This window comes from Streptomyces axinellae (assembly GCF_039532135.1).
GTDB lineage: Bacteria > Actinomycetota > Actinomycetes > Streptomycetales > Streptomycetaceae > Streptomyces > Streptomyces axinellae.
Genome location: NZ_BAAARJ010000007.1, coordinates 313862 through 338387, shown reverse-complemented (window position 1 = coordinate 338387; position 24526 = coordinate 313862). Strand labels below are relative to the sequence as shown.

At 75.1% G+C, this 24526-nt stretch carries 21 protein-coding genes; 10 read left to right on the top strand and 11 right to left on the bottom strand.

Going from position 1 to position 24526, the window contains the following annotated elements:
* The first annotated feature begins 81 nt into the window (after positions 1–81).
* Positions 82–1338: a cytochrome P450 gene (locus tag ABD339_RS13360; protein ID WP_344565563.1), complete on the top strand. Its 1257-nt coding sequence runs from the start codon at positions 82–84 to the stop codon at positions 1336–1338.
* A 70-nt stretch (positions 1339–1408) separates the two neighbouring features.
* Here ABD339_RS13360 and ABD339_RS13355 read toward each other — a convergent pair whose 3' ends face one another.
* Both ABD339_RS13355 and ABD339_RS13350 read right to left on the bottom strand, forming a co-directional pair.
* Positions 1409–2221: a DUF4232 domain-containing protein gene (locus ABD339_RS13355; RefSeq protein ID WP_344565561.1), complete on the bottom strand. Its 813-nt coding sequence runs from the start codon at positions 2219–2221 to the stop codon at positions 1409–1411.
* Between the two features lie 267 nt (positions 2222–2488).
* Positions 2489–4906, bottom strand: coding sequence for a serine/threonine-protein kinase (locus ABD339_RS13350; RefSeq protein ID WP_344565559.1), 2418 nt, complete (start codon positions 4904–4906; stop codon positions 2489–2491).
* Between the two features lie 59 nt (positions 4907–4965).
* On the opposite strand from ABD339_RS13350, the gene ABD339_RS13345 reads away from it, so the two are divergent.
* Complete coding sequence (locus ABD339_RS13345; protein ID WP_344565558.1) at positions 4966–5571, top strand: RNA polymerase sigma factor; 606 nt, start codon at positions 4966–4968, stop codon at positions 5569–5571.
* A gap of 108 nt (positions 5572–5679) precedes the next feature.
* On the opposite strand, the gene ABD339_RS13340 is transcribed toward ABD339_RS13345, so the two are convergent.
* Positions 5680–6915: an MFS transporter gene (locus ABD339_RS13340; protein ID WP_344565557.1), complete on the bottom strand. Its 1236-nt coding sequence runs from the start codon at positions 6913–6915 to the stop codon at positions 5680–5682.
* A 168-nt stretch (positions 6916–7083) separates the two neighbouring features.
* On the opposite strand from ABD339_RS13340, the gene ABD339_RS13335 reads away from it, so the two are divergent.
* Positions 7084–8358: an ROK family transcriptional regulator gene (locus ABD339_RS13335; RefSeq protein ID WP_344565555.1), complete on the top strand. Its 1275-nt coding sequence runs from the start codon at positions 7084–7086 to the stop codon at positions 8356–8358.
* Between the two features lie 104 nt (positions 8359–8462).
* Here ABD339_RS13335 and ABD339_RS13330 read toward each other — a convergent pair whose 3' ends face one another.
* Positions 8463–9359, bottom strand: coding sequence for an ATP nucleotide 3'-pyrophosphokinase (locus ABD339_RS13330; protein ID WP_344565553.1), 897 nt, complete (start codon positions 9357–9359; stop codon positions 8463–8465).
* 142 nt (positions 9360–9501) lie between these two features.
* Between ABD339_RS13330 and ABD339_RS13325 the strand changes: the two genes are divergently transcribed.
* Both ABD339_RS13325 and ABD339_RS13320 read left to right on the top strand, forming a co-directional pair.
* Positions 9502–10299 (top strand): alpha/beta fold hydrolase, encoded by a 798-nt coding sequence (locus ABD339_RS13325; protein WP_344565551.1) that lies wholly within the window; start codon positions 9502–9504, stop codon positions 10297–10299.
* A gap of 109 nt (positions 10300–10408) precedes the next feature.
* Entirely contained in the window at positions 10409–11530 is a 1122-nt protein-coding gene (locus tag ABD339_RS13320) for an NAD-dependent epimerase/dehydratase family protein (protein WP_344565549.1), read from the top strand.
* 2 nt (positions 11531–11532) lie between these two features.
* Here ABD339_RS13320 and ABD339_RS13315 read toward each other — a convergent pair whose 3' ends face one another.
* Both ABD339_RS13315 and ABD339_RS13310 read right to left on the bottom strand, forming a co-directional pair.
* Positions 11533–12693, bottom strand: coding sequence for a sensor histidine kinase (locus ABD339_RS13315; protein ID WP_344565673.1), 1161 nt, complete (start codon positions 12691–12693; stop codon positions 11533–11535).
* 5 nt (positions 12694–12698) lie between these two features.
* A complete protein-coding gene (locus tag ABD339_RS13310; protein WP_344565547.1) occupies positions 12699–13637 on the bottom strand; it encodes a response regulator transcription factor in 939 nt (312 codons plus the stop codon).
* Between the two features lie 218 nt (positions 13638–13855).
* On the opposite strand from ABD339_RS13310, the gene ABD339_RS13305 reads away from it, so the two are divergent.
* The 3 genes from ABD339_RS13305 to ABD339_RS13295 are packed head-to-tail and all read left to right on the top strand — an operon-like array spanning position 13856 to position 16268.
* On the top strand, positions 13856–14635 hold the full coding sequence (locus ABD339_RS13305; RefSeq protein WP_344565671.1) for a glycosyltransferase family 2 protein: 780 nt from the start codon (positions 13856–13858) through the stop codon (positions 14633–14635).
* Complete coding sequence (locus tag ABD339_RS13300) at positions 14632–15354, top strand: TIGR04282 family arsenosugar biosynthesis glycosyltransferase (protein WP_344565545.1); 723 nt, start codon at positions 14632–14634, stop codon at positions 15352–15354. Before ABD339_RS13305 ends, ABD339_RS13300 begins: the two co-directional genes overlap by 4 nt.
* Entirely contained in the window at positions 15351–16268 is a 918-nt protein-coding gene (locus ABD339_RS13295) for a methyltransferase domain-containing protein (RefSeq protein WP_344565543.1), read from the top strand. Before ABD339_RS13300 ends, ABD339_RS13295 begins: the two co-directional genes overlap by 4 nt.
* Here ABD339_RS13295 and ABD339_RS13290 read toward each other — a convergent pair.
* A complete protein-coding gene (locus ABD339_RS13290) occupies positions 16220–16702 on the bottom strand; it encodes a hypothetical protein (protein WP_344565541.1) in 483 nt (160 codons plus the stop codon). The two genes, ABD339_RS13295 and ABD339_RS13290, sit on opposite strands and share 49 nt — an antisense overlap.
* Before the next feature lie 35 nt (positions 16703–16737).
* Positions 16738–18297 carry a molybdopterin-dependent oxidoreductase gene (locus ABD339_RS13285; RefSeq protein ID WP_344565539.1) on the bottom strand — a complete coding sequence of 520 codons (1560 nt, stop codon included), beginning with the start codon at positions 18295–18297 and terminating at the stop codon, positions 16738–16740.
* A 293-nt stretch (positions 18298–18590) separates the two neighbouring features.
* Between ABD339_RS13285 and ABD339_RS13280 the strand changes: the two genes are divergently transcribed.
* Positions 18591–20027, top strand: a complete 1437-nt coding sequence (locus ABD339_RS13280; protein WP_425575975.1) for a hypothetical protein — start codon at positions 18591–18593, stop codon at positions 20025–20027.
* Positions 20028–20099: 72 nt separating this feature from the next.
* Here the strand turns inward: ABD339_RS13280 and ABD339_RS13275 are convergent, their stop codons facing one another.
* From ABD339_RS13275 to ABD339_RS13265, 3 genes are all read right to left on the bottom strand, one after another.
* Positions 20100–21632, bottom strand: coding sequence for a cryptochrome/photolyase family protein (locus tag ABD339_RS13275; protein ID WP_344565537.1), 1533 nt, complete (start codon positions 21630–21632; stop codon positions 20100–20102).
* Positions 21633–21970: 338 nt separating this feature from the next.
* A complete protein-coding gene (locus ABD339_RS13270) occupies positions 21971–22732 on the bottom strand; it encodes an SDR family NAD(P)-dependent oxidoreductase (protein ID WP_344565535.1) in 762 nt (253 codons plus the stop codon).
* Positions 22729–23229: a cupin domain-containing protein gene (locus tag ABD339_RS13265; protein WP_344565533.1), complete on the bottom strand. Its 501-nt coding sequence runs from the start codon at positions 23227–23229 to the stop codon at positions 22729–22731. Before ABD339_RS13265 ends, ABD339_RS13270 begins: the two co-directional genes overlap by 4 nt.
* Positions 23230–23500: 271 nt before the next feature.
* Here ABD339_RS13265 and ABD339_RS13260 point away from each other — a divergent pair, with 271 nt between their 5' ends.
* A complete protein-coding gene (locus ABD339_RS13260) occupies positions 23501–24484 on the top strand; it encodes a Bug family tripartite tricarboxylate transporter substrate binding protein (RefSeq protein ID WP_344565529.1) in 984 nt (327 codons plus the stop codon).
* Positions 24485–24526: the final 42 nt, after the last annotated feature.

Sequence of the window (24526 nt, the reverse complement as noted above, 5' to 3'; positions counted from 1 at the left end):
CGGGCGGCCCGTTCACCCGGGCGGACCCGTTCCCCGGGCCCGGCGTGGATACGCAGCGCATCGAATAGGATGCGCCGGGTTATGTCAAAGACGCCGCTCATCGATCATCTGCACGCGGCCTGGCAGCGCGGCCCGGTCAGCGAAGTGCGGTTCGGCTCCCAGCGGGCAGTGCTGGTGACCGGGCCGGCGGACACACTGCGGGTCCTCGTCCAGGACGCCGCCTCCTACACCAAACAGGCACACCGCGCGCGCGTGCTCCTCGGAGACGGGCTGATCGTCGCCACCGGCGACCCGTGGAAGCGCCAACGCCGCACGCTCCAGCCGCACTTCACGGCCCCAGCCGTCCGCCGCTACGCACAGCACATCAACGGCGCCGCGCAGCGCGTCGCCCGCCGCTGGGACGCCCTCGCCGACACGGGAGAGCCGACGGACATCGGCCAGGACATGCGCTTCTTCGCCCTCGACACCATCTGGCGGCTGCTGACCGGCACCGCTCTGGACGCGCGGACGGAGAGCGAACTGGCCGCCATCGACACGGTGGTGGCCGCCCTCCCGACCACGGGCAGCACCCCGAGCGGCGGCCCGGAAAGCGGCGACCAGGACGGCGGCGGCCCGCCTGTCGGCGACCAGACCAGCGAAGGCCAGGACAGCGACGGCCAGGACAGCGGCGACCAGGCGCAGGCGGCGGCGCTCGCGCGGATCGACGCCGTCGCGGCGCGGGCCATCGCCGCCGCACGGGAGGACGGTCCGGCGGCCAAGACGGGGATCCTGCACAGCCTGACCGACCTGCCGGACCGACTGCTGCGGGACGAGTTGGTGACGCTGATCGTCGCCGGGCACGAGACGACCGCCACCGCCTTGAGCTGGCTCCACCTCCTGCTGGACCAGCACCCTCAATGGCGCGAGTGGGCGCTGCGCGAGGGGCCGGCCGGGTATCAGGCGCTGGTCGGCGAGGCGCTGCGGCTCTACCCCTCGGTCTGGCTGATGCCCCGGCACGCGGCCGTGACCACGGAGCTGGGCGGGCACACGATCGAGGCGGGCACCCGGGTGCTGGTGTGCCCGTATCTCACGCAGCGTGACCCGAGTTGGTGGCCGGCGGCGACCTCCTTCGACCCCCGCCGTTTCGCGGCCAGGCCGCACCCCGGCACGTACCAGCCCTTCGGGGTGGGGGCCCGTGCGTGTCTGGGGCAGCACTTCTCGCTGCGGGAGACGCAAGTGCTGCTGGAGACGCTGTTGCCGCATTTCACGCCCCGGTTCACGGGTCAGCGCCCGGTCCCCGTCTTCGGCGTGACACTCCGCCCCCGGGGCCCGCTGACGGCGACCCTCCACCGCCGCTGAGCCACGACACTGGGCGCCGCCGAGCGCCACGGGCCGCCGCTCGGCGACTCGGACCGCCGCCCGGTCCGGGTCAGCCGCCCGTGCCGGGGGCCAGCGGGCCGAGCTTCGGTACCGAGCCCTCGTCGGAGTCGGTGACCGGCCCGCCGGTCCAGTCGATCTGAAGGGACTGCGTCTGGTCGGGCGGGGTGACCCGGACGCCGTCCGGGGCGACCGTCCGGACCCCGGTCATCCCGGGGTTGGCGTACGAGAGCGGGGCCCACGCGCTCGCGCCCGGGGGGAGGGAGACCTTGTCCGTGCTGCCGGGAGCGCGCTCCGGGGTCACGGACACCTGGTCGCCCGCGCTGTTGATGAAGGCGAGCCCCGGATAGCCGTGCATCGTGCAGGTGTTGCCGGAGTTGTTGGTGAACACGAGCGAGTAGTTGACCTGACCGGCGCCCGAGCGCTGCGGCCCGAAGTGCGCGGCCAGGTCTCCGGCCTGGCAGCCGGTGCCCGAACCGCCGCTCCCGCCGCCGTTTCCGCCCTTTCCGCCGGAGCCGCCGTCGCCCGGGTCGCCGCCGGCCGAGGAGGATGAGGAAGAGCCTGCCGTGCCCCCGCCGTTGGCGGAACCGCCTGCCGAACCGCCGGCCTTGCCCTCGTCCTTGCTCTTCTTGTCGTGCAGCCCCTGATCCGTCCGGTCCGCCCCGGCGGGGGCCGCCTGGCCCTCCACCCGGTGCGGGCCCATGGTGCCGGGGCCGCCCTCACCGCATGCGGTCAGCAGCGCCCCCGCTGTCAGCGCGACGGTCGCGGTGGCGGCGATACGGCTCGCCTGCCGCCGTGGACGGACACTCGCGCGCGAGGCGGAGCGCTGCCGCCCGGTCGCCGTCATGCCGTCGTCCTGTGTCATCGCTGGCGTGCTCCCTGATCGTTCTGTGTCGCGGTGTTCCGTGTCGCGGTGTTCCGTGTCGCGGGTCGCGGTGTCGCGGGCGCGGGCCCCTGAAGAGCCACGCTGCCCCCTCTCAGGGTGCCTCCTGCCCCGGACAGGTCGTCTTACGGGTGGGTGGACCACACGAGAAGGGCTCTTGGCAGGAGTGAGACTTACCTCACAAGGAAGAGTCTCGCAAGGCAGAGTCCCACCCCATGGGCGCCGACCACCGGCCACCGGGGCGTGCGCCTATGAACCACTCTTGTCCTTACGCCCGGCCGCGCTCACCCGCAAGCTGTCCAGCACCCGGTCGGTGCGCGCGGAGCAGTCCTCGTCGCACCGGATCTGGAGGTAGACGGCGGGGCCCCCCTTACGGGTGGAGGCGAGTCCGATCTCTTCGAGGGAGTGCCCCGGAGAGTCGCACGAGGACCAGCTTCGCACCTCCCCCCGCCACGACTTCCCCTTGTAGTCACGGCTTCCGGTGTAGCTACAGCCGTTATGGCTGATTCTCGCCACCTTGTCGGCGACGGCGGTCTTGGTCTTCTCCGCGTCCTCGACCCCCTCGGCCTTTCCGGTGGCGAGTCCGACGAAGACACCGCTCACCGAGGCCGTGAGGTCCTGCCAGCGGCTCGCGTCCTGCGCGACGATCAGCCCGGGGGCGTGCGGCGCCGTCAGCCCCGAAGCGGCCGGTTTCCAGCCGGAATCGACCGACTCGTCCGCCCACACGCCCGGCACTCTGACGCTGACCCGCCCGGTCACGTCCTTCACCCGCACCTCGTCGTTCGCGTTCGGCGCGTTCCCGGCCCGCTCGTTGAGCGCCACCGCGACGACCCCGGCGGCGGCGAGCACCACCACCACGAGCCCCGCGGTCAGCCAGCGCCGGGCCTTCCCCCGCGAGCCCGACGAGCCCGACGAGCCGGATGAGCCGGATGAACCGGATGAACCAGCCTTGCCGGACGAGGCGCCGCTCCCGTCCGAGCCCCGGTCGGCCGAGGCCGAGGCCGGGGGCCGCGGTCCCGGGGGCGGCGGCTGCGGCGTCTGCGTCTGCGAGTTGGCCGGAGAGGCCCGGAGCGCCGCGGTCACCAGGGTCTCGGTGGGGTGCGGCACCGGCGACTCGCCCGCCGCCGACGAGTGGGCCGGGTCCCCGGCGTAGGTCCGCGTACCGGAGGAGGGCTCGGCGGGCGGCTGGAACCACGCGGGCCTCGGCTCCGGGAACGTCGGCTCCGGGGTGATCTGCTCGCGGGCGGGGGTCTCCCGCGCGGGCGCCTCCGAGGACGCGCTCTCCGGGCCCTCATGGGCCTCCGAGGTCTCCGAGCTCTCCCCGGCCCCGGCCCCGGCCTCCGGTGCCTCCGGTGCCTCCGCGAGGGGTGACGTCGGCACCGGAGAGGCGCTCTGCGCCTCCCGGGAGCGCTGCGACGCCTGAGAGCCACGTGGCTGCGCGCCCACACCGGACGAGCCCTGAGAGGCGCCCTGGGACGGCTCGTCCGGGACGGGTGAGCCGTGGGAGGTGTGGGAGGGCGGCACCGCGTCCCACGGCTCGTCCGGTGCGGCGGCCGGGACCGGCGAGTCCTGCACCGGATCCGCGGCGGACGCCGAATTCGCCGAATCAGAAGCCGCAGCCGCAGCCGCAGCCGCAGAGGCTTCGGAGCCCGATGAGGCCGGGGCCGGGCCCGATGAGGAGGACTGCGTGCCCTGCGACGAGGGGGAGACCGGGGCCGCGTCGGCATCCGGCCCCGGCGGCAAGGGCTTCGGGTCCTCCGGGAACCCGGCGGACTGGCTGGTGGCGCGGCGCCGCTTCGCCGCGAAGCGCCGCTGCACCATCAGCTCCACGGTGCCCGTCTGCCCCGCGGCAGCCGCCTCGGCGGCCTTGGTCTCCATGCCCCCGATACGGTCCAGCGCGTCCGCGAACGCCGCCGCGGTCTTCCAGCGGCGCTCGCGGTCGGGCTCCATCGCCCGCTCCACCGCGCGCCCGACCTGGGGCGGCAGCTCTGGGCGGACCTCGGTGACCGGCAGCACCTTGCCCGGCGGGCCCGGTACCTTGCCCGTCACCAGGTGGTAGAGCACGCTGCCCAGGCTGTAGACGTCGGCGCGGGCGTCGATCCCGTCGAAGGGCTCGGCCTGTTCGGGCGCCATGAAGCCGCTGGAGCCCGCCACCACGGTCAGCCCGGATGCCTGCGCGAGGTTCTTGGCCAGCCCCAGGTCCGCGATCAGCACGCGCTCGCGGCCGGCCGTACCGCCGCCTGCCAGCAGCACGTTGGACGGCTTGATGTCGCGGTGCACCACTCCGGCCTCGTGCAGCGCCTGGGTCCCGCGTGCGGCCTCCGCCGTCAGCCGCAGGGCCTCGTTCAGGTGCACCGGGCCCTCTTCCATGCGGTCGGCGACGGTGCCGCGGTCGGCGTACTCCATCACGAAGTACGGCCGTTCGTCATCGGTCTCGCCCACGTCGAAGACCTGCACGACGCCACCGGCCGTCGCCTTGCGCAACAGCCGGGCCTCGGCGAGGAAGCGCTCGCGGATATCGACGCGGTAGGCCCAGTTCTCGGCCATCACCTTGACCGCGACGGGAGCTTCCAGCCGGTCGTCGTGGGCCAGCCACACGACAGCGAAGGCGCCCGAGCCGAGGCGTCGGTCCACTCGGTACCGGCCGATCTGATCAGGTGAAGGCATGCCCCTTATGATGCCTGGGTGAGTCCCTCCTCTTCACAGACGCCGTGACCGAGCCCTCCATGACACAGGATTCCTCCGGAACCTCCGCCGGTGCCGCCACCGGACCCGCCGCCGAGAACGAGGCCCTCGCCGCCCGCGCGGCGGCCGGTGACCCCGCCGCTCTCGACATGCTGCTGCGCGCCATCCGCCCGGAAGTCGTTCGCCGCTGCGGGCGCTTCCTCCTCTACCGCGAGGACGCGGAGGAGGCGGGTCAGGATGTGTTGTTGCAGGTCGCGCGGCACATCCACCGCTTCGAGGGGCGCAGCCGCTTCAGTACCTGGCTGCACACCATCGTCGCCAACTGCGCCCGCCAGAAGTACCGCGAACTCAAGCGCCGGGCCGTCGAAGAGCCCATGCTGCCCGCCGAGAACGGCGGCGCTCCCGACGGCCGTCCCGACCCCCGGACGACGAGCGTGATCGCCGGCTCGCGGGTGGACTTCCTCGACGCTCTGGAGCGGCTGGAGCGGGAGAGCCCGCATCTGGTGGCCCCGCTCGTCTACCGCGACCTCTGTCAAATGGACTACGCCGAGATCGTCGACCGTCTGGACATCCCGCTCGGCACCGTCAAGTCCCGTTTGCACCACGCCCGCCGTCAGATCCGCCCCTGGCTCTCCACCAGTTTTTGACCGAACCCTTACAACCGCCGGTCCTTACCCGCTCATCTCAGGCCGGCGGTTGACCGTCCTTTTTCCGTTCGTTTTCATGCTGTTCAAAGAGCGGCGTTTTCGTGCTGTTCATTGAGGCGCGCGCAGCAGTCGCGCACCCAGCGTCAGCCCACAGGCGAGCGCGGTGACGAGGCCGAACGAGGCGACCAGCGACGTGAGATCGGCGATCCCGCCCACCAGTGAGGGGGCGATGAGACCGGCCGTGTAGGTGATCGTCGCGACGCCCGCGATGGCCTGCGCGGGTGCCGTGCCGCTGCGCGCGGCGGCGGCGAAGGCGAGCGGCACGACGACCGCTATGCCCAGCCCGATCAGCCCGAAACCGGCCAGCGCGGGGGCCGGGGACGGCGCGGTGACCACCAGTACGCCGCCCAGCACCGCCAGCGCTCCCCCGGCCCGCACGGTGCGGACGGCGCCGAAGCGGTTGACGACCGCGTCCCCCGCGAGCCGGGCCAGCGCCATGGTCAGCGTGAACGCGGTGGTGGTGGCCGCCGCCAGGCCCGGCGAGGTGTCGAGCACGTCCCGCAGGTAGACGGCCGACCAGTCCAGGCTCGCGCCCTCCGCGAAGACGGCGCAGAACGCGACGGCCCCGATCAGCACGGCCGGCCTGGGCGGCAGCGCGAAGCGCGGCGGCGCCTCGGCGGCCGGTGCCCTCGGCACGGCCAGGACGCTCCGGGTGGCCGGAACGCCCAGGGCGGTCAGCACACCGGCCGCCAGCAGATGGTGCAGCCGGGCGTCCGCCCCCAGGTGCGCGGCGACGGTGCCGGCCGCCGAACCGATGAGGGCGCCGATGCTCCACATTCCGTGCAGTCCGGACATGATGGAGCGTCCCAGGCGGCGCTCCGTCTCGACGCCCAGGGCGTTCATGACGACATCGGACATCCCCGCCGTCGCGCCGAAGAGGAAGAGTACGAGGCAGAGCGTGAGCAGGTTCGGCGCCAGCGCGGGGAGGGTCAGGGCGAGCGTCCACAGCGCGAGCAGCACGCGGAGCGCGGGCCGGGCGCCGAAGCGGTGACTGAGCGCGCCCGCCATCGGCATGGCGACCGAACCGCCGACCGCGGGAAACGCGAGGGCCAGACCCAGTTGACCGGCGGAGACACCGGCGTGCTCCTGGATCCAGGGCACCCGCGTGGCGAAGCTGCCGGTCACCGAGCCGTGCAGGCAGAAGACGAGCGCGATGGCGAACCGGGCCCGGCGCAGCCGCGATTCGGGCGCCGCCGGATCCGGCCCTGGACCGGATGCCGTCGCGGGTGGCGGTGTGCGGGATATGTGCGGCGGTGCCGAGGGCGGTTTGTCGGTGGCGGTCATCTGGGCTTTCCCTCCCCGGAGTTCGCGGTACGCCGCGGTACGCCGCGGTACGCCGCGGTACGCGGGGCGGCGCTGCGGTGCTGCGCCGCGGGACGTGGCGCCGCGTGACGTGGCGTGGCGCAAACTATCAGGGACCCTTCCTGAAAGGTAGTGTGAAAGGATCCGGCCATGCCACCCGCCTCTCCGAGCACCGCCAGGGCCCTGAACGACCGCCTCGCGCTGAAGCTGCTCCAAGAGCACGGGCCACTGTCCGCGAGCCAGCTCACGACGCTCACCGGACTCGCCCGCCCCACCGTCGCCGACCTCATCCAACGGCTCGGCGAGAGCGGGCTGATCACGCCCGCCGGGGAGTCCGGCGCCAAACGGCGCGGCCCCAACGCGCGGCTGTACGGGATCGCCGCCGACCGGGCGTATCTGGCCGCGCTCGACATGCGCACCGACAGCGTGCGCGTCCTGGTCGCGGACCTGCTCGGCACCACGCTCGCGGAGGGCACGCTCCCCGTTGACGCACTGGAGAAGGACTGGGCGGCCAAGCACGGAGCGGAAGCGGGCGAGGTGGCGGCCGGGGCGCGGGGGCGGTCGGCCGAGGCGGTACGGCGCTCCGCCGAGCTGCTCGATCAGGTGATGAGGGACGCGGGCGTACGGCAGTTGCACAGCGTGGCCATCGGAGCGCCCGGCATGATCGACGCGGAGACGGCACGGCTGCGCACCGATACGGGACTGGTCTGGCACCACGAGGTCATCGCCCTGCTCCAGCGGCGCCTCACCGCGACCGTCCGCATCGAGAACGAGGCCAACCTCGCCGCCCTGGCCGAGCAGCGGCAAGGCGTCGCCGCCGACCGCGACTCGTTCGTCCTCTTCTGGCTGGGCGCCGGCCCCGGCGCGGCCGTGGTCCTCGACGGGCGGCTGCGCGCGGGGGCCTCGGGCGGTGCGGGCGAGATCGGCTTTTTGCCCGTCCCGGGCACGGACGGGCTGCCGAACGGGCTGCCGACGGCGACGGATTGCGACAACGGCTTCCACTCCCTGGTCAGCGGCACGGCGGTGCGCCGCCTGGCCGCCGAACACGGCGTCGCCACCCCCGCCACCGGCAACCTGACGGCCGAAGCCGAGGCGGCGGTGCGTGCGGCGGGGGCGGCGGGTCCGCGCGGCGAGGCGTTCCTGGACGCGTTCGCCGAGCGGATCGCGCTGGGCGCGGCGGCCGTTGTCGCCGTCCTCGACCCCGGCTGCCTCGTCCTGGGCGGCGAACTCGGCCACGCGGGCGGCCCCGCCCTCGCCACCCGCGTCGAGGCCGCGCTCGCCCGGCTGTCGCCACTCCCCACGGAGGTACGGCCCGGTCACTTCGGCGGCACGGGGGTGGTGCACGGCGCCCTGCTGGCCGCCCGGTCGATGGCCCAGCAGGCGCTGTTCCCGGACACGAACACTCCGTCGGTGCCTGCCTGTTGACATGTCAGGGGCCGGGCGGGCGTCCCGTCCCGGTGGGCACCGTTCTTCTCGTCACCCCCTTGACCGGTGACGGTTTTACGGGTACCCGGCCGGTGGATCCCGGGTCAGCCGATCCGCGTCCGCTCGCCCGCGCCGGCGTACGGGGCCGGAGACCGGAGGTCCGGGGCTCCGGCGGGGACCGGGACGGCCGCGAAGATGCGGTCCTGCTCCCGCTGAAGTGCCTTGGCGCGCTCGGGGCTGGTGCTGGGGAGGCGCTGCTCCTCATACAGCTTGTGGGTCTTGAGCTGCGCCTCCTTGCTGGCCGGCGTGTGGAACTGGACCTCGTAGCGGTGGCCGCCGCGGGGCGCGGACCAGGACGAGTTGACGGCCTTGTACCCGTTGGCGCGCGACCAGGTGTTGGACCACTTCACGGGCTTGTTGCCCCAGTGGGAGAGCGTGGTGGAGGCGACTTCGACGCCCCGGGTGTAGCGGGCGTCGGGCCACTGGAGGGTGTAGCGCACGGAGTCGTTGATGCGGGCCAGCGCCTCGTCCACCGTCTGGCCCGGCGTCTCCTTCATGGAGGTGGCGACCTTGCGCTTGAGCGAGTCCGGGGACTTCAACCGGGCGTCGAAGCCGACGAGTTCGGCACCGCTCAGCTGCGCGGCGGCCCGCACCTGGGGGCTGATGTCGCGCTCGGCACGGCGGGCGCGGTCGATGAAGTCGTCCGCGACCCGGTTGTCCGGCGCGGTCAGGCTCAGCCCCTCACCGTGCCAGGAGCCGTCGTCGCCCTGGGGCCGCGCCGTCGCCGTGCTCGCCGTACCCGCGACGAGCGCCCCGGCGAGCGCCGCCGTCACCGCCCGCCGCACGGCACGCGCGGTCGCGCCTCCGTTCGCGGCCCCGTTCGCGGTCGCGGCCCCGTTCGCGTGCGGGGCCCTGGTCGCGTGCGGGGCCCTGGTCGCGTGCGGGGCCTTGGTCGCGTTCGTCGCCGTACGCGTGTGCGGCATCTGGTGGCCGACGTTCATGGATGTTCCTCCCTCTCCGGTGCTCCTCGCGACGCGCCGCAGCGCGCGCCGCGCAGGAGTAACGCGACGGGCCGGGAGGGCGTCACGCGGTGGCCGCCGGGCCGGACGTGAGGGCGGGGCCGCCGCGTGAGAGCGTGGGGGCATGCCCTTTGCGACAGCGGCTGACGGGGTCGCGCTGTACTACGAGGTCCACGGCTCCGGCCCCCCGCTGCTCCTGCTGAGCGGGCAGTCCAACGACCACCGCTGGTGGGACCCCGTACGCGCCGACTTCGCCGCGGAGTTCACCACCGTCGTCATGGACTACCGGGGGACGGGCGCCAGCGACCGGCCCGACACCGACTCCTACAGCACCCCCGGCTTCGCCCGCGACGCGCTCGCCGTCCTGGACGCCGCCGGGATCGCACGCGCCCACGTCTACGGCACATCGATGGGCGGCCGGACCGCCCAGTGGCTGGCCGCCGACCGGCCCGAGCGCGTGGGCCGGCTCGTACTGGGCTGCACTTCGCCGGGCGCACCCCACGGCGTCGAGCGCGGGCCCGAGGTGCGGCGCTCGCTCGTACAGCCCGACCCGGCGGCGGCCCGGCAGGCCCTGCTCGACCTGATGTACACCCCCGCGTACCAGACCCGCCGCCCCGGCCCGTTCCACACGCTGGGCGACCCGACGATGCCCGGGTACGCGCGGCTCCGCCACCTGCGGGCGAGCGCGGAGCACGACGCGTGGGAGGCGCTGCCCCGCATCACGGCACCCACGCTCGTGCTGCACGGCACGGACGACGCGTTCAACCCGACGGCGAACGCGCCGCTGCTGGCCGGCAGGATCCCCGGCGCGCGGCTGCGCCTGGTCCCCGGCGCCCGGCACGCCTACTTCGAGGAGTTCGCCGACCTCGCCACCCCTCTCGCCCTCGGCTTCCTGCACGGCCGCTTCCCGGCCCCGGCCTGACTCCCGCTCCCTCCAGGAGGCGTGCATCCGTCCGGCGAGGTTCTTACGGAGCGGTGACACGGACGCCGGGAGCCCCGTCCCCGGGAGGCCGCGCGCCTAGCGTGACCGTATGCGCGTACTTGTCACCGGCGGCGCCGGTTTCATCGGTTCCCAGATCGTCCGGTCGCTGACCGCCGCGGGCCACGAGGCGGTGGTGCTCGACGCGCTGCTGCCCGCGGTGCACCCGGGCGGCCCGCCCGTGGACGGTGCCGGGAGGCCCGGACTCCCGGCGGGCGTCGCCCGGTTCCAGGTCGGGGACGTGCGGGACGCGGAGGCCGTCGCCGAGGCGCTGCGCGGGGTGGACGCGGTCTGCCACCAGGCCGCGATGGTCGGCCTGGGCAAGGACTTCGGCGCGGCGCCGGACTACGTGAGCTGCAACGACCTGGGCACCGCCGTCCTGCTGACGGCGATGGAACGGGCCGGGGTGCGCGATCTCGTGCTCGCCGGCTCGATGGTCGTCTACGGCGAGGGCCGCTACGAGTGCCCCGCCCACGGTCTCGTCCAGCCCGGCCCGCGCGCCGTGGAGGCGCTGCGCGAGGGGCGGTTCGAGCCGCCGTGTCCCGCGTGCGGGGCGCCGCTGCGGCCCGGCCTGGTCGGGGAGGACGCGCCCGCCGACCCGCGCAACACCTACGCGGTGACCAAGCTCGCGCAAGAGCAGCTGGCCGCCGTCTGGGCCCGCTCGACCGGCGGGCGGGCGCTGTCGCTGCGCTACCACAACGTCTACGGGCCCGGCATGCCCCGCGACACCCCGTACGCGGGCGTCGCCTCCTTCTTCCGCTCGGCGCTGGCCAGGGGCGAGGCACCGGCCGTCTACGAAGACGGCGGCCAGCGGCGCGACTTCGTGCACGTGCGCGACATCGCGGACGTCAACGTCGTCGCCCTGGAGGCTCTGCACGCCGGGGCGGCCCGCGCACCCGGCTCGTTCGCCGCGTACAACACCGGCAGCGGTCACCCGCACACGGTCGGCGAGATGGCGCGGGCGCTGGCCGACGCGTGCGGCGGGCCCGAACCGGTGGTGACCGGCGAGTTCCGGCTCGGCGACGTCCGCCACATCACCGCGTCCTCGGCGCGCGTCGCCCGCGAGCTGGGCTGGCACGCGCGGGTCTCCTTCGCGGAGGGCGTACGGGAGTTCGCGGCAGCCGGCATGCGCGCCCCGGCTCCGGACCGTACTCCCGTCGGCAGCAACGGCTGACCTCACCCGGCCGGGGGCCCGGGCAAGGCCGAGGGCCAGGGCTGGGCCGCCAAGGGAAGAGTCAGTTCGAAGCAGCAGCCGCCGTTGACATTGCGCACGGCCGCCGTCCCCCGGTGCGCCTCGACGATGCCCCGGACGATGGCCAGGCCCAGCCCGGCGCCCGGAGGTGTGCGGGCGTGGGTGCCGCGCCAGCCGGTTTCGAAGACGCGGGGCAGGTCCTCCTCGGGGATGCCGCCGCAGCCGTCGGTCACCGACACCACCACGGCGTCCGCGTCCGCCGCCCGGCGGGCAGCCACGGCGACCGTGCCGTCGGCCGGGGTGCGGCGGATGGCGTTGATCAGCAAGTTGCCCAGCACCCGGGTCATCTCACGCGGATCGACCTCGACGGGTACGGCCGCCACGGTGGCGCCCACCAGCCGCACGCCGCTCTGCTGGGCGAGCGGACCGGCGCCCGCCAGTGCCTCGTGGACCAGTTCGGGCACCGGGACGCGCTGCCGGGCCAGCGCGAGGGTGCCCGCGTGGATACGGGACAGCTCGAACAGGTCACCGACCATGGAATTGAGCCGTTCGACCTCCGTACGCATCTGCCGCAGGCTGCGCCCGGTGTCCGCGACCATGCCGTCCTCCAGCGCCTCGGACAGGGCGCGCAATCCGGCCAGCGGGGTGCGCAGATCGTGCGAGATCCAGGCGATCAGCTCGCGCCGGGAGGTCTCCAGCGCGCGCTCGCGCTCCCGGGCGGCGGTCAGCTTCTCCCCGGCGGCGGCCAGTTCGCGGGTGAGCGCGGCCAGTTCGGCGGGCTCGGCCGGCCGGCCGCCGGCCGGCACCGGGAAGCTGCCGCCGTCCCCGAAGGACCGGGTGGCCCGCGTCAGCGCGTCGCTGCGCGCCGCCACCCAGCGGCCCAGCAGCAGCGCGGTGGCCAGTGAGACCACGGCCGCCATGGCGACGACGGTGGTGACGACGAACAGGTCGTGGCGGGAGAGGAACATGGCCCAGGCGACGGCGAGTGTCCCGGCGAACATCGCGGTGACGGCGACCGAGGAGACGACGGTCAGCGCCACCACCAGCGAACGGTGCCGCAGCGCGCGCAGCGCCAGCGCGCCGAGCAGCCCGGCGGCGGCTGCGCCGAGGAACGCGAACAGGGCGATGAGCAGCGTGTCCCGCACGGCGCTCACGCCCCCTCGCGGGCTGCGGGACCCAGCGCCCGGCCCGCGTCGGCCTCACCGTCCGGGCCCGACTCCGGGCCCGACTCCGGGCCCGTGTCCGGGACCGACTCCGGGCCCGCGTCCGGAGCCGCTTCCGGGTGGACGTCCGGGGCCAGGCGGTAGCCCACGCCCCACACGGTCTGGATCAGCCGGGGGCGGGCCGGGTCGTCCTCCACCTTCGCCCGCAGCCGCCGTACGTGCACCGTGACGGTGGACAGGTCACCGAAGTCCCAGCCCCACACCTCGTGCATCAGCTCCTCCCGGCCGAACGCCCGCGCCGGATGCCGCAGCAGGAAGGTCAACAGGTCGAACTCCCTTACGGTGAGGGCCAGTTCGGCTCCGTTCTTGGCGGCGGACCTGGCCGTGGGATCGACCGTGAGCCCGGCGACGCGCAGCACCCCGGCGCCTCCGTCACCCACGCCCCCGCCGCCCTGACCGGCCCCCCGCCGGGGCGGGCGGCTGCGGCGCAGGACGGACTCGACGCGCAGGACGAGTTCACGGGGGCTGAACGGCTTGGTGACGTAGTCGTCAGCGCCGACCTCCAGCCCGAGGACGCGGTCGCCCTCGTCACCGAGTGCCGTGAGCATGATGACCGGAACCGGCCCCTCGTCCCGCAGCCTGCGGCACACCTCCAGGCCGTCGATGCCGGGCAGCATCAGGTCCAGGACGACGAGATCGGGCCGGTGCGCGGCAGCGCGCGCCAGCGCGTCCGGGCCGGTCCCGGCGCGGTCCACGGCGTAGCCCGCGCGGTCGAGGTAGCCGGCGACCACCTCGGCGACGGTGGGATCGTCGTCCACGACCAGGACCCGGCCGGACGGCGGTGTCGGCGGCGGCGGTGTCGGCGGCGGCGGTGTCGGCTGTGCCTGCGGGGTCGGCGGTGTCGGCTGTGCCTGCGGGGTCGGCATACGCCCAGCCTGGCACCGCGCGGCCGGGGCGGGCCCCGGGGTGACGCCGGACGGGCGCGACGTCCGCGTTTCGTAAGAACCTGAAGTCCGGAATGCGGCTTTCTGCTTCGTAGGGTGAGCGCGTGATCGCTCCCACACCCCCACCCCCACCCTCACCCGCCCCCGATCTCGATTCCGATTCCGGTTCGGCCTCCGCCTCCGGTTCGGCCTCCGCTGCCGTGGACGTGGTGCTGCCGTGCCTGGACGAGGCCGGCGCACTGCCCTGGGTCCTGGACCGGATCCCGCCCGGCTGGCGTGCGCTCGTCGTGGACAACGGCTCCTCGGACGGCTCGGCCGAAACCGCGCGCGCCCTGGGCGCGACGGTGGTGCACGAGCCGCGCCGGGGCTTCGGCGCCGCCTGCCACGCGGGACTGCTCGCCGCCGAGACGGACATCGTCTGCTTCTGCGACTGCGACGCCTCGCTGGACCCCGCCCTGCTCGTGCCGTTCGTGGCGACGGTGCGCGACGGCGGCAGCGACCTCGTGCTGGGGCGCAGGCGCCCGCAGTCGGCGCGGGCCTGGCCCGCGCACGCCCGCGCGGGCAACGCGGCGCTCTCCCGCATGCTGCGCGCCCGTACCGGCGTACGGCTGCGCGACCTGGGCCCGCTGCGCGCCGCCCGCCGCGAGGCGCTGCTCGCGCTCGGTCTCACCGACCGCCGCAGCGGCTATCCGCTGCAGATGGTCGTCCGCGCCGCCGACGCGGGCTGGCGCATCGAGGAGCGGGATGTCCCGTACCACCCCCGCACCGGCAAGTCCAAGGTGACCGGGACCTGGCGGGGCACCTGGCACGCGGTCCGCGACATGCGCGCCGTCCTCAACGAACCGCCCGCCCCCCTCGACGAGCGGGCCACCGTCCCCGACGGACCGCCCGGCGGCAAACAGCCCCCCGGCGGCGGCTGCCGGGCCCTCCCCGCCCGCCCCCTCCGCCCCGGCGCACGCGGGACGGAGGCCGGACGGTGACGGGGCACCCGGGCCGGACGGTGACGGGGCGTCCGAGCCGGGCCACGGGGCCGACCACCCTGCTCGTCATCGCCAAGGAGCCCGTCCCCGGCCGCGTCAAGACCCGCCTCACCCCGCCCTGCACACCGTACGAGGCGGCGGAGCTGGCGGAGGCCGCGCTGCGGGACACGCTCGCCGCCGTACTGGCGCTGCCCGCGCGCCGCCGGATCCTGGTGCTCGACGGGCGGCCCGGCCCCTGGCTGCCGGCCGGGTTCGAGGTGCTGCCGCAGTGCGCGGGCGGTCTGGACGAACGGCTCGCGGCGGCGTTCGGCGGCTGCGGCAGGGGCCCCGCGCTGCTCGTCGGCATGGACACCCCCCAGCTCTCCCCCGCCCATCTCGCCCCCGCGCTCGGCCCCGGCGGCTGGCGTGGCTGCGACGCCTGGTTCGGCCCGGCCGAGGACGGCGGCTTCTGGGCGCTGGGCCTGGCGGCCCCCGACCCCGCACTGCTGCGCGGCGTCCCGATGTCCACGTCCGGCACCGGCGCGGCCCAGCGCGCCCGGCTGACCGCCGCCGGACTGCGCGTACGGGACCTGCCCGTGCTGCGCGACGTGGACACCGCCGCCGACGCGCTGCACGTCGCGGCCCGCGCCCCGCACGGCAGGTTCGCGGCGAAGGTGGCCGCCCGCCTCGGTGCCCTGTCGCCCGGCCGCCCGGCGCCGCTTCCCGAGGGCGCGCGATGACGGCCACCCGCGCCCCCGCCCCCTCGGCAACGCGGACGCCGTGGGGCGCCGGCCTCTCCGCCCACCCCCTCGCCGACGGCCACCCCCTCGCCGACGACGGCCCCCTCGCCGACGGCCGCCCCTTCACCGACGGCCACCTGGACCTGGCCGCGCACCCGTCCACCCCCGCCGACGACCCCTACGCCCACGCCCTCCGCGCCGGAAAGGGCCCGCTGTGCCTCCGGACCGACGACGGGCGCCTGCTGCCCCTTGAGGTCGCACGGTGGTGCGCGGCGGCCGACTCGGCCGACCTGTCGGCGCTGCGCCGCTGCGAGGGCCCGGTGCTGGACGTCGGCTGCGGCCCGGGACGGCTGGTGGCGGCGCTGGCCGCACGGGGCAGGCGGGCGCTGGGCATCGACGTGAGCGCCGCGGCGGTCGCGCACACGCTGCGCGGGGGCGGCGCGGCGCTGTGCCGTTCGGTGTTCGACCCGCTGCCCGGCGAGGGCCGGTGGGGCACCGTACTGCTGCTCGACGGCAACCTCGGCATCGGCGGCGACCCCGCCGCCCTCCTGGCCCGCACCGCCGCGCTGCTGGCACCCCACGGCCTGCTCATAGCCGAGACGCACACCCGGGCGACCCCGGCGGCTCCAACGGAATCGCCGGACCCGGCGAAACCAACGAAGTCGGCCGAACCAACAGAGTCGGTGGAACCGGCAGGTCCGGTACATCCGCCGGACCCGGCGGACCCGGCGGATCTGGACGAACGGCTGGAGGTCCGCCTCGACGACGGCACCGGGACGGCCGACCGCGCGCCGTTCCCCTGGGCCCGCGTCGGCTCGCGCGCGCTGCTGCGCTACGCGCTGCCCGCCGGGTGGTCCGCGTCGGCTCAGTGGTCCGTGGGGGAACGCTCGTTCGTCGCGCTGCGCCGCCCCTGACCCTGCCCCCGGCGCGTGCGCACCCGCGTGCGCCCCCGCGTGCGCGCCAGCAGCCACAGTCCGGACGCCGCGAACAGGGCCGCCGTCACGAGCAGCCAGCGCACCGCGTAGTCCGGCGGCGGGTGTCCCGTCGTCCGCTCGTAGCGGGCGGGCGGGCCGGTGATCAGCGGGAACCAGACCAGCAGCAGGAGCCCGGACAGCAGTGCGGGAATCCGCAGGTGGTTCAGATACCGGCCGGCCGGACGCAGCGCGCGGTCCACCAGCGAGTACAGCGGCACCAGCACCAGATCGTGCAGCAGCGCCGCGCCCACCAGCCACACGGCGACGGCGAGCGCGTCATCGTCGTCCAGCAGCCGTACGCCCGCGTAGGCGGTGACGGCGAACGAGGCCACCAGCAGCACCAGTTGCCAGGGGCTCTCCTCGGCCACGGCCACGGCCGGCCGGTGCGGCGGCCTCGCCCCGGCGCCCCTCATCGCGTGGCCCCGAACGCCAGCCGTGCCACCCACTTGGTGTTGTGGACGCCGGGCGCGGCCGGGACGATGACGCGCGCCGGGTAGCCGTGGTCGAGGGAGAGGTCCTGGCCGCCGACGCGCAGCGCCAGCAGCGAGCGCGGGTCCGTCACCTGCCGGGAGCTGAGCGCCACCGTGCGGAAGGCGCCGTGCCGCTGGAGCGACTCCACGAACACACCGGGCAGCCCGTCCCCGCCGCGCGCGTCCCCGCCGCGTGCGCCGTAGCCCACCAGTTCGGCCAAGTCGCGCAGGCGTACCCCGCTCCAGTCCAGGTCGGAGGTGGACCAGCCCTCCACACAGGCGATCGGCAGCGCCGCACCGTGCTGGGGCAGGCGCAGCAGCGCCGCACGGCTCAGCCGCAGCGAACGGTGGTCGGCACCCTGGACGGTCAGCCGCCAGCCCGCCCCCGTCTCCCGCGCGGAGACGCCGACGGCCGCCGCCGACTTGTTGACCTGGAAGCGGTACGGCCCCGGGCCCGGGTCGCCTCCGCCGTGCGGGGCGAGCAGCGCGGTGCGCCGCAGGGTGCCGTCGAAGTTCTGACCGGCCGTCAGCCCGAGCAACAGCAGCGAGCCCCCGCCCACCGCGCCGAGCGCGCCCCGCCGGGAGAGGGTCGGCGCGGCGGGCGCCACCGGAACCAGCCCCGTCCCCCTGTCGGGCTCGGGTTCCGGTTCCGGTACGGACTCCGGTTCCGGCACGGACTCCGGTCCCGGTACGGACTCCGATTCCGGCACGGACTCCGATTCCGGTACGGACTCCGATTCCGGTACGGACTCCGATTCCGGTACGGGGCTGGAATCGGGGCCGGGACGTGCGCCGGGACGCGGGCCCTCGTCCGGCCGCCCCGCACGCAGCACCCGTACGGCCATCGGCAGCCGCAAGGCCACATGCACCACGAACGCGGCGACGAAAACCCAGGCTCCGTAGAAGTGCAGGGAGTAGAAGGAGCCGGGGAACAGGTAGTCGAGCTGGACGTTCAGCAGCCCGGTCACAAACTCGAACAGCACCCCGCCCACCAGCAAAAGCAGCGAGATCCGTTCCAGCGCGTGGGCCACCGAGCGGGCCGGGGGCAGCGCGAACAGCTTCGGGATGACCGACCACAGCTTGGCCAGCAGCACCGGCACCAGCGCGATCCCCACCGTGACGTGCAGGCCCTGGGTGAGCCGGTAGAGCCAGTGCGGGTCGGTCGGCCAGTCGAACAGGTAGAAGCCGAGCCAGCCCTTGTCGGGCGTCTTGTCGTTGACGGCCGACAGCTCCGGGTTGTACGCGGCGTAGGAGAGCAGCCCCGTGACGAACAGCAGCGTGATCCCGGCCAGCAGCACGGCGCCCAGGACCGCCGTCAGCCAGGGTCCGCGCAGCGGACTGCGCCAGAAGCGGGGGTCGGACGGCAGCGTGCCCCTGCCGGGAAGACGGCCCCCACCAGAGAGCCGCTCCTCCCCGGGGAGCCGCCCCTTCCCGGGGAGCCGGCCTTCCCAGGGGAGTCGGCGGGGACTGCGGCGGAGAGGGGTGCGTCGGTCGCCCATGGCGCGACCGTAAGCCGACGGGCGCCCGGACAGGGCGCTGCGACTCATGACGAAACGCTGACGTCCACCGCGTGCCGCCCCCTCGCGGCCCCACGCGGCCTAACGTGCGGAACGTGCCCCCACAAGCCACCCCCGAACCGCTCCCCGAACCGCTCCCCGGCGCCCTCGCGGAGCCACCCTCCGGGCCCGACGTCGCCGCGCGCCCGGCGTCCGCGCATCGGGACGCCGGGACCAGCATCGGAACCGGAACCAAGACCGGAACCGGAACCAGGACCGTGACCGGAACCAGGACCGTGAGCGGATCCACGACCGTGACCGGAACCAGGACCGGAATCGGCCCCGACCTGTGGGCCGTCGCGCTCGCCGTACTCCTGGTGGCTCTCGCCATCGGCGCCGGCTCGGCCCTCCAGCGCGAGCACGGCACGCTGCGCGTCGGCTGGCCCCCGTTCTTCGCCCGCTGGGATCCGCACCTGGGGCCGGGCAGCGCCGCCGCCGTGCTGCTCGCCGTGGCCGTCATCGCGTGGGGGCCGCCATTGGCGGCGCGGCTGCCCTGGCGGCGTCTGCTGCTGACTGCCTGGGCGACCGCGATGGCCTGGACGTGGTCGCTGGCGCTGATCGACGGCTGGCAGCGCGGCGCGGCCCAGCGGCTGACCACCCGGTACGAATACCTGCGCGAGATCGGCCGGTTCGACGACATCGGGGCCGCGCTGCGCGGCTTCACCGGCCACATCCTGCTCGGCTCCCCCGACCACTGGGTCCCGCACGTCGCCGGGCACCCGCCGGGCGCGATCCTCACCTTCGTCGGGCTCGACCGCGCCGGACTGGGCGGCGGCGCCTGGGCCGCCGCCTGGTGCGTGACCGTCGGCGCCTCGGCCGCCGTCGCCGTCCTGGTGACGGTGCGCGCCCTGACCGGCGAGGAACGGGCCCGCTCGGCCGCGCCGTTCGTGGTGGCGGCGCCCGCTGCCGTGTGGGTGGGGGTGTCGGCCGACGGGTACTTCACCGGCGTCGCCGCCTGGTCCCTCGCGCTGCTCGCCCTGGCCGCCACCCGGAAGAGCCGCGCGCCGCGTGCGACCGCGCTGGCGGCCGGACTGCTGTTCGGCCTCACCTGCTACCTCTCCTACGGCCTCACCCTGTGCGCGCTGCTCGCCGGGGCCGTCCTCGTCCTGGCCCGCACCGCCCGCCCGCTGCCGTACGCCCTGACGGGGGCCGCGCTGGTCGCCCTCGCCTTCACCCTGACGGGCTTCAACTGGTGGGAGGGCTACCGGCTGCTGACCGAGCGCTACTACCAGGGCGCCGCCGCGATCCGCCCGTACGGCTACTGGGTGTGGGCCAACCTGGCCTGCACGGCGATCGTCATCGGCCCCGCCACGGTCGCCGGCCTGCGCCGCACGCTGGCGGGCGTGCCCGGCGCGGTGGGCGGCCTGCGCCGGGGCGGGACCAGGATGCCCTCGCATCGGAACGGGCCCGGAGACGTGCACGGGACGCCCCCGGACGACGGCCCGGGCAGCACCCATCCGCTCGTACTCCTCGTCCTCGCCGCTCTTCTCGCACTCCTGGTGGCCGACCTGTCGGGAATGAGCAAGGCGGAGACGGAGCGGATCTGGCTGCCGCTCGCCCTCTGGACCCTGCCCGCCGCCGCGCTCCTGCCCCGACCGGGTGCCCGTGGGTGGCTGTGCGCGCAGACGGCGCTGGCCCTGGTCGTGAACCACCTGCTGCTCACCGGCTGGTGACGGGCCGTCACCCCGGCCGCCCCCCGGCGCCGTCCCCCGCGCCGCCTCACTCCTCGGCCTCACTCCTCGGCCTCACTCCTCGGCGGAGCGTGCCGCGCGGAAGCGGGAGCGGGCCTCGTCGAGGTCCACGATCGGCTCCGGGTATTCCAGTTCGGCGCGCGCCGCCTCGTCCAGTTGCCAGGGCCGGTGCACGGCCGCGCCGCCGATACCGGACAGTTCGGGCACCCAGCGGCGGACGTAATCCCCGTTCGGGTCGTATGTACGGGCCTGGGTGAGCGGGTTGAGCACCCGGTTGGGGCGGGTGTCGGTGCCGGTCCCGGCCGCCCACTGCCAGTTGAGCTGGTTGTTGGCCACATCCCCGTCCACCAGCAGTGCGAGAAAGTGCGCGGCGCCGGTACGCCAGTCCGCGTACAGGGTCTTGGTGAGGAACGAGGCGGCCAGCAGCCGCGCCCTGTTGTGCATCCAGCCCTCGTACTGGAGCTGCCGCATCGCCGCGTCGATCACGGGGTAGCCGGTGCGGCCCTCGCGCCACGCGGCGATCTCCCGTGCCGCCTCACCCCGTTCGCGACGCCAGCGGTCGCCGTGCGGACGGTAGTCGGCGTGCGCGGCGTCCGGCCGCGCGGCCAGCACTTGGCGGTGGAAGTCCCGCCAGGCGAGTTGCCGTACGAACGCCTCGGCACCGGGCCCGGCGCCTCCCCCGCCCCGACCGGCCTCCCCGACTTCACTGACTTCCCCGACCTTCCCGGACTCACCAGATGTGACGGATTTGCCGGGCTTGCCAGACTTCCCGGACCTGCCGAGGGCCTCGTGGGCGAGTTCGACGGGGGAGAGGGTGCCGAAGTGCAGATGCGGAGAGAGGCGCGAGGTGGCGTCGGCGCCCAAGTCGCCCTGGCCACCGCCCCGCCGGGAGCCTCCGGCGCCCGAGTTCCCGTCACCGCTGCCGCCGTAGGCGCGCAGCGCCCCCGCGCGGCGCCACGCCGCCCAGCGCTCCCGGCCCGCCCGCTCGCCGCCCGCCGCGAGCCCGGGCGAGACCCCCTCCACGCGGTCCCCGCGCGGCAGTTCGAGCGAACCGGCCCCCTCCGGCACCCGCACGGCGCGCGGAGCGCCCAGGGGCGTACGCCACTCGGCCGCGCGCCAGCGGCGGTAGTACGGCGTGAAGACGGCGAAGTGGTCGCGTCCACCGCTGGGCACCTCGGCGCCGGGTGCCAGTACGCAGGTCACCGCGTCGTGCACCCGCAGCGCGCAGCCCGCCTCCGCCAGCGCGGCACGCAGCCGCTCCTCGCGGCGCTGGGCGTAGCCGCTGACATCGGCCGCCACATGCGCCTCGCGTGCCCCGCATTCGCGCGCGGCTCGCGCGGTCTCCCGCGCCACGTCCCCGGCGCGCAGCACGAGCCGCCCGCCCCGCTCCCGCAGCCCCTCGTCGAGCGCGGCGAGGCAGTCCGCGAGAAAGGCCCGGCGGTTGGGTACGGCGAACCCCGCCGCCGCCACCGCCTCGTCCAGCACGAACAGCGGCACCACCTCGTCGGCCCCGGCCAGCGCGGCGCGCAGTACGGGGTTGTCGCGGAGGCGGAGGTCGGCGGTGAACAGCGCGATCGAGACACTCACGCGAGCGGTAACGCGCCCGGCGCCCGCCCGTCACGCACGACGGGCATTCGGGCCCCCTGGCGCCGCGCGGATGCCCCCGGAACGGCGTGGTCCCTCTGCCCGAGCCCGCTGTCCAGGCCCGCCGCCCGGTCCCGCCACCGCGACCCGCCGCCCGGTCCCGCTGCCTGAACCCGCCACCGGGCTCGCCGCCCGGTCCCGCCACCGAGCCCCGCAGAACGTCCACATCGACCTCGCCGAGCGAACCACCACCGCCACCACCACCGCCGCTCCGACATGGCGCACGGCCGCCGAAGGCGGCGCCCCCACCGGGCCGCCCACCCACCGGCGGGGCGGCGCCCTCACCAGGTCGGCCGGGCCGATACCCCCCGGTCCACGACGAGGTTGTGGCCGTTGATGCCGGCGGCCAGGGGCGAGGCCAGGAAGACGCAGGCGTCGGCCACCTCTTCCGCGCGGACCAGGCGCCCGCCGGGGGCCGCCGCCTGCCAGCGGCGTACGCCCTCGGGCCACTGCGCGGCCAGGCCCGGGCGCTCGACGAGGCCGGGCGAGACGGCGTTCACGCGCACGCCGCGCGGGCCGTATTCGAGTGCGGCGGCGCGGGCGTGGGCGATGACCGCGGCCTTGGACGCGGAGTAGTGCGCGTGCCCCGGCGCCGGGTTCGCCGCCTCGATGGAGGCGAGGTGGGTGACGCTGCCGCCCCCGGACTCCACGAGCAGCGGGACCGCCGCCTGCGTGCAGGCGAAGACGCTGGTGAGGTTGGTGTCCACCACCGCCCGCCACTCGCCCTCCGTCATGCCGGGCAGCGGCTGGACGGGCTGCGCCGCCGCGTTGTTGACGAGCGCGCCGAGGCCGCCGCCACACCAGGCGGCGGCCTCGTCCACCACCGCGCGGCAGCCCTCCTCGGTGGACAGGTCCCCGCGCACCGCGTGCGCGCTGCCGCCCTCGCGTTCGATGAGCGTCACGGTCCCGGCCGCGCCCGCCGCGTCGCCGCGGTAGTGGACGACGACGGGAGCGCCCGCGGCGGCGAACCGGAGCGCGATACCGCGTCCGATACCGCCGGACGCGCCGGTGACCAGCACGGCCCCGGATGGCACGAGCCTCACGGGCGCCCCAACTCCCCGATCTCGCGGGCGGCTTGAGGGTAGGCGCGGGCGAGGGCGGCCGGGTCGCCGTGCTCGTACCCCTCGTCCGTGTACCCGGGCGCCATCGTGCAGCCGAACAGAGTCCAGGACCCGCCCTCGGCGACCCGCGCCCCCATCCACGTCCCGGCCGGCACGGTGAGCTGCACCTGGTGCCCGGCGCCCAGCACGTCGGGGCCCAGTACAGGGGTGCGGGCGCTGCCGTCGGGGGCGAGCAGCAGCAGGGTGAGGGGGTCGCCGAGGTAGTGGTGCCAGATCTCGTCGGCGGGCAGCCGGTGGAGGCGGCTGCGGTCGCCGGGTGCGGAGGTCAGCAGGGCCACGATCGAGGTGCCCTCGGGGCGCCCGTCGCCCCGGTCGGGGCCCGCCCACAGCTGCCGGAACCGGCCGCCCTCGCGGGGCAGTGGCGTCAGCCCGAAGTGTTCGATCAGCGCCTGCGGAGTCGTACGCGCATCGTGCGGCATCCTCCAGCCCTGCCCCACCCGCCCGCACCGCATGCCCGATCCCGCCCATATGTACGGTTCCGCGGCCCCGCGCCCGAGCGCGCGTGCACACCACGATCCCCGTGAACACCATGGCCACCGTGAACGCCGTGACCACAACGACCACAACGACCAATACTTTTCTTGCGGCACGAGGGCAGACACCGCCCCGGGGCTGGGGGAACATGTGGCCACTTCCGGCCCCCGTCCCCTCGGTTTCCGGCCACTCTCCCCCTGAAAGGCGGTGTCACGCGTGCGCACACGCGCCCTTTTGTCCCCGCTTGCCGCCGCGGTGGTCGTGCTGCTCGTACCACCGCTGATCACTTCCGGCAGCGGTGCCGACACCGGCACGAACATCCCCGGCCTGCGTCTGATGGTCCCCAACACCCCCGGCGGCGGCTACGACATCACTGCCCGTACGGCCGCGAAGAACGCGGAGGACGCCGGGCTCAACCACAACATCGAGGTCTTCAACCTCCCCGGCGCGGGCGGCACCGTGGGCCTGAGCCGGCTCGTCAACGAGCGCGGCAACGGCAAGCTCGCGATGTCGATGGGCCTCGGCGTCGTGGGCGCCGTCCACACCAACCACGCCCCCTCCTCCCTCGCCGACGCGACGCCGCTCGCCCGCATGGTGGAGGAGCCGGACATCGTCGTCGTCGCGAAGGACTCGAAGTACAAGACCTTCGAGCAGCTGCTCGCCGACTGGAAGAAGAACCCGCGCGCCCTCCCGGTCGGCGGCGGCTCCTCCGCCGGCGGGCCCGACCACCTGGCGCCGATGCTCATGGCCCGCGAGGCGGGTATCGAGTCCAAGTCGGTCAACTACGTGCCTTTCGACGGCGGCGGCGAGCTCCTCGCCTCCGTGCTCGGCGGCAAGGTCAAGTTCGGGGTCTCCGGCATCGGCGAGTACCGCGACCAGATCGAGTCCGGCGAGCTGCGGCTGCTCGCCGTCACGGGCAAGCAGCGCGTCAAAGGCTTCGACGCGCCCACCCTCAAGGAGTCGGGGCTGGATGTGGAGTTCACCAACTGGCGCGGCATGATGGCGCCGCCCGGCCTGTCCGGCACCCAGCGGGACAAGCTCATCAACTTCCTGCGGGAGCTGCGCCGCTCGAAGGAGTGGAAGAAGTCGCTGCGCGTCAACGGCTGGGACGACGCCTGGCTCCCCGGTGAGAAGTACGGCCGCTTCCTGCGCGGCGAGGACCGGCGCGTGGACACCGTCTTGAAGGAGCTGGGCCAGTGAGCACTTCCGACCCGGACCGCCAGGACCCCACGGCCGCGTCCA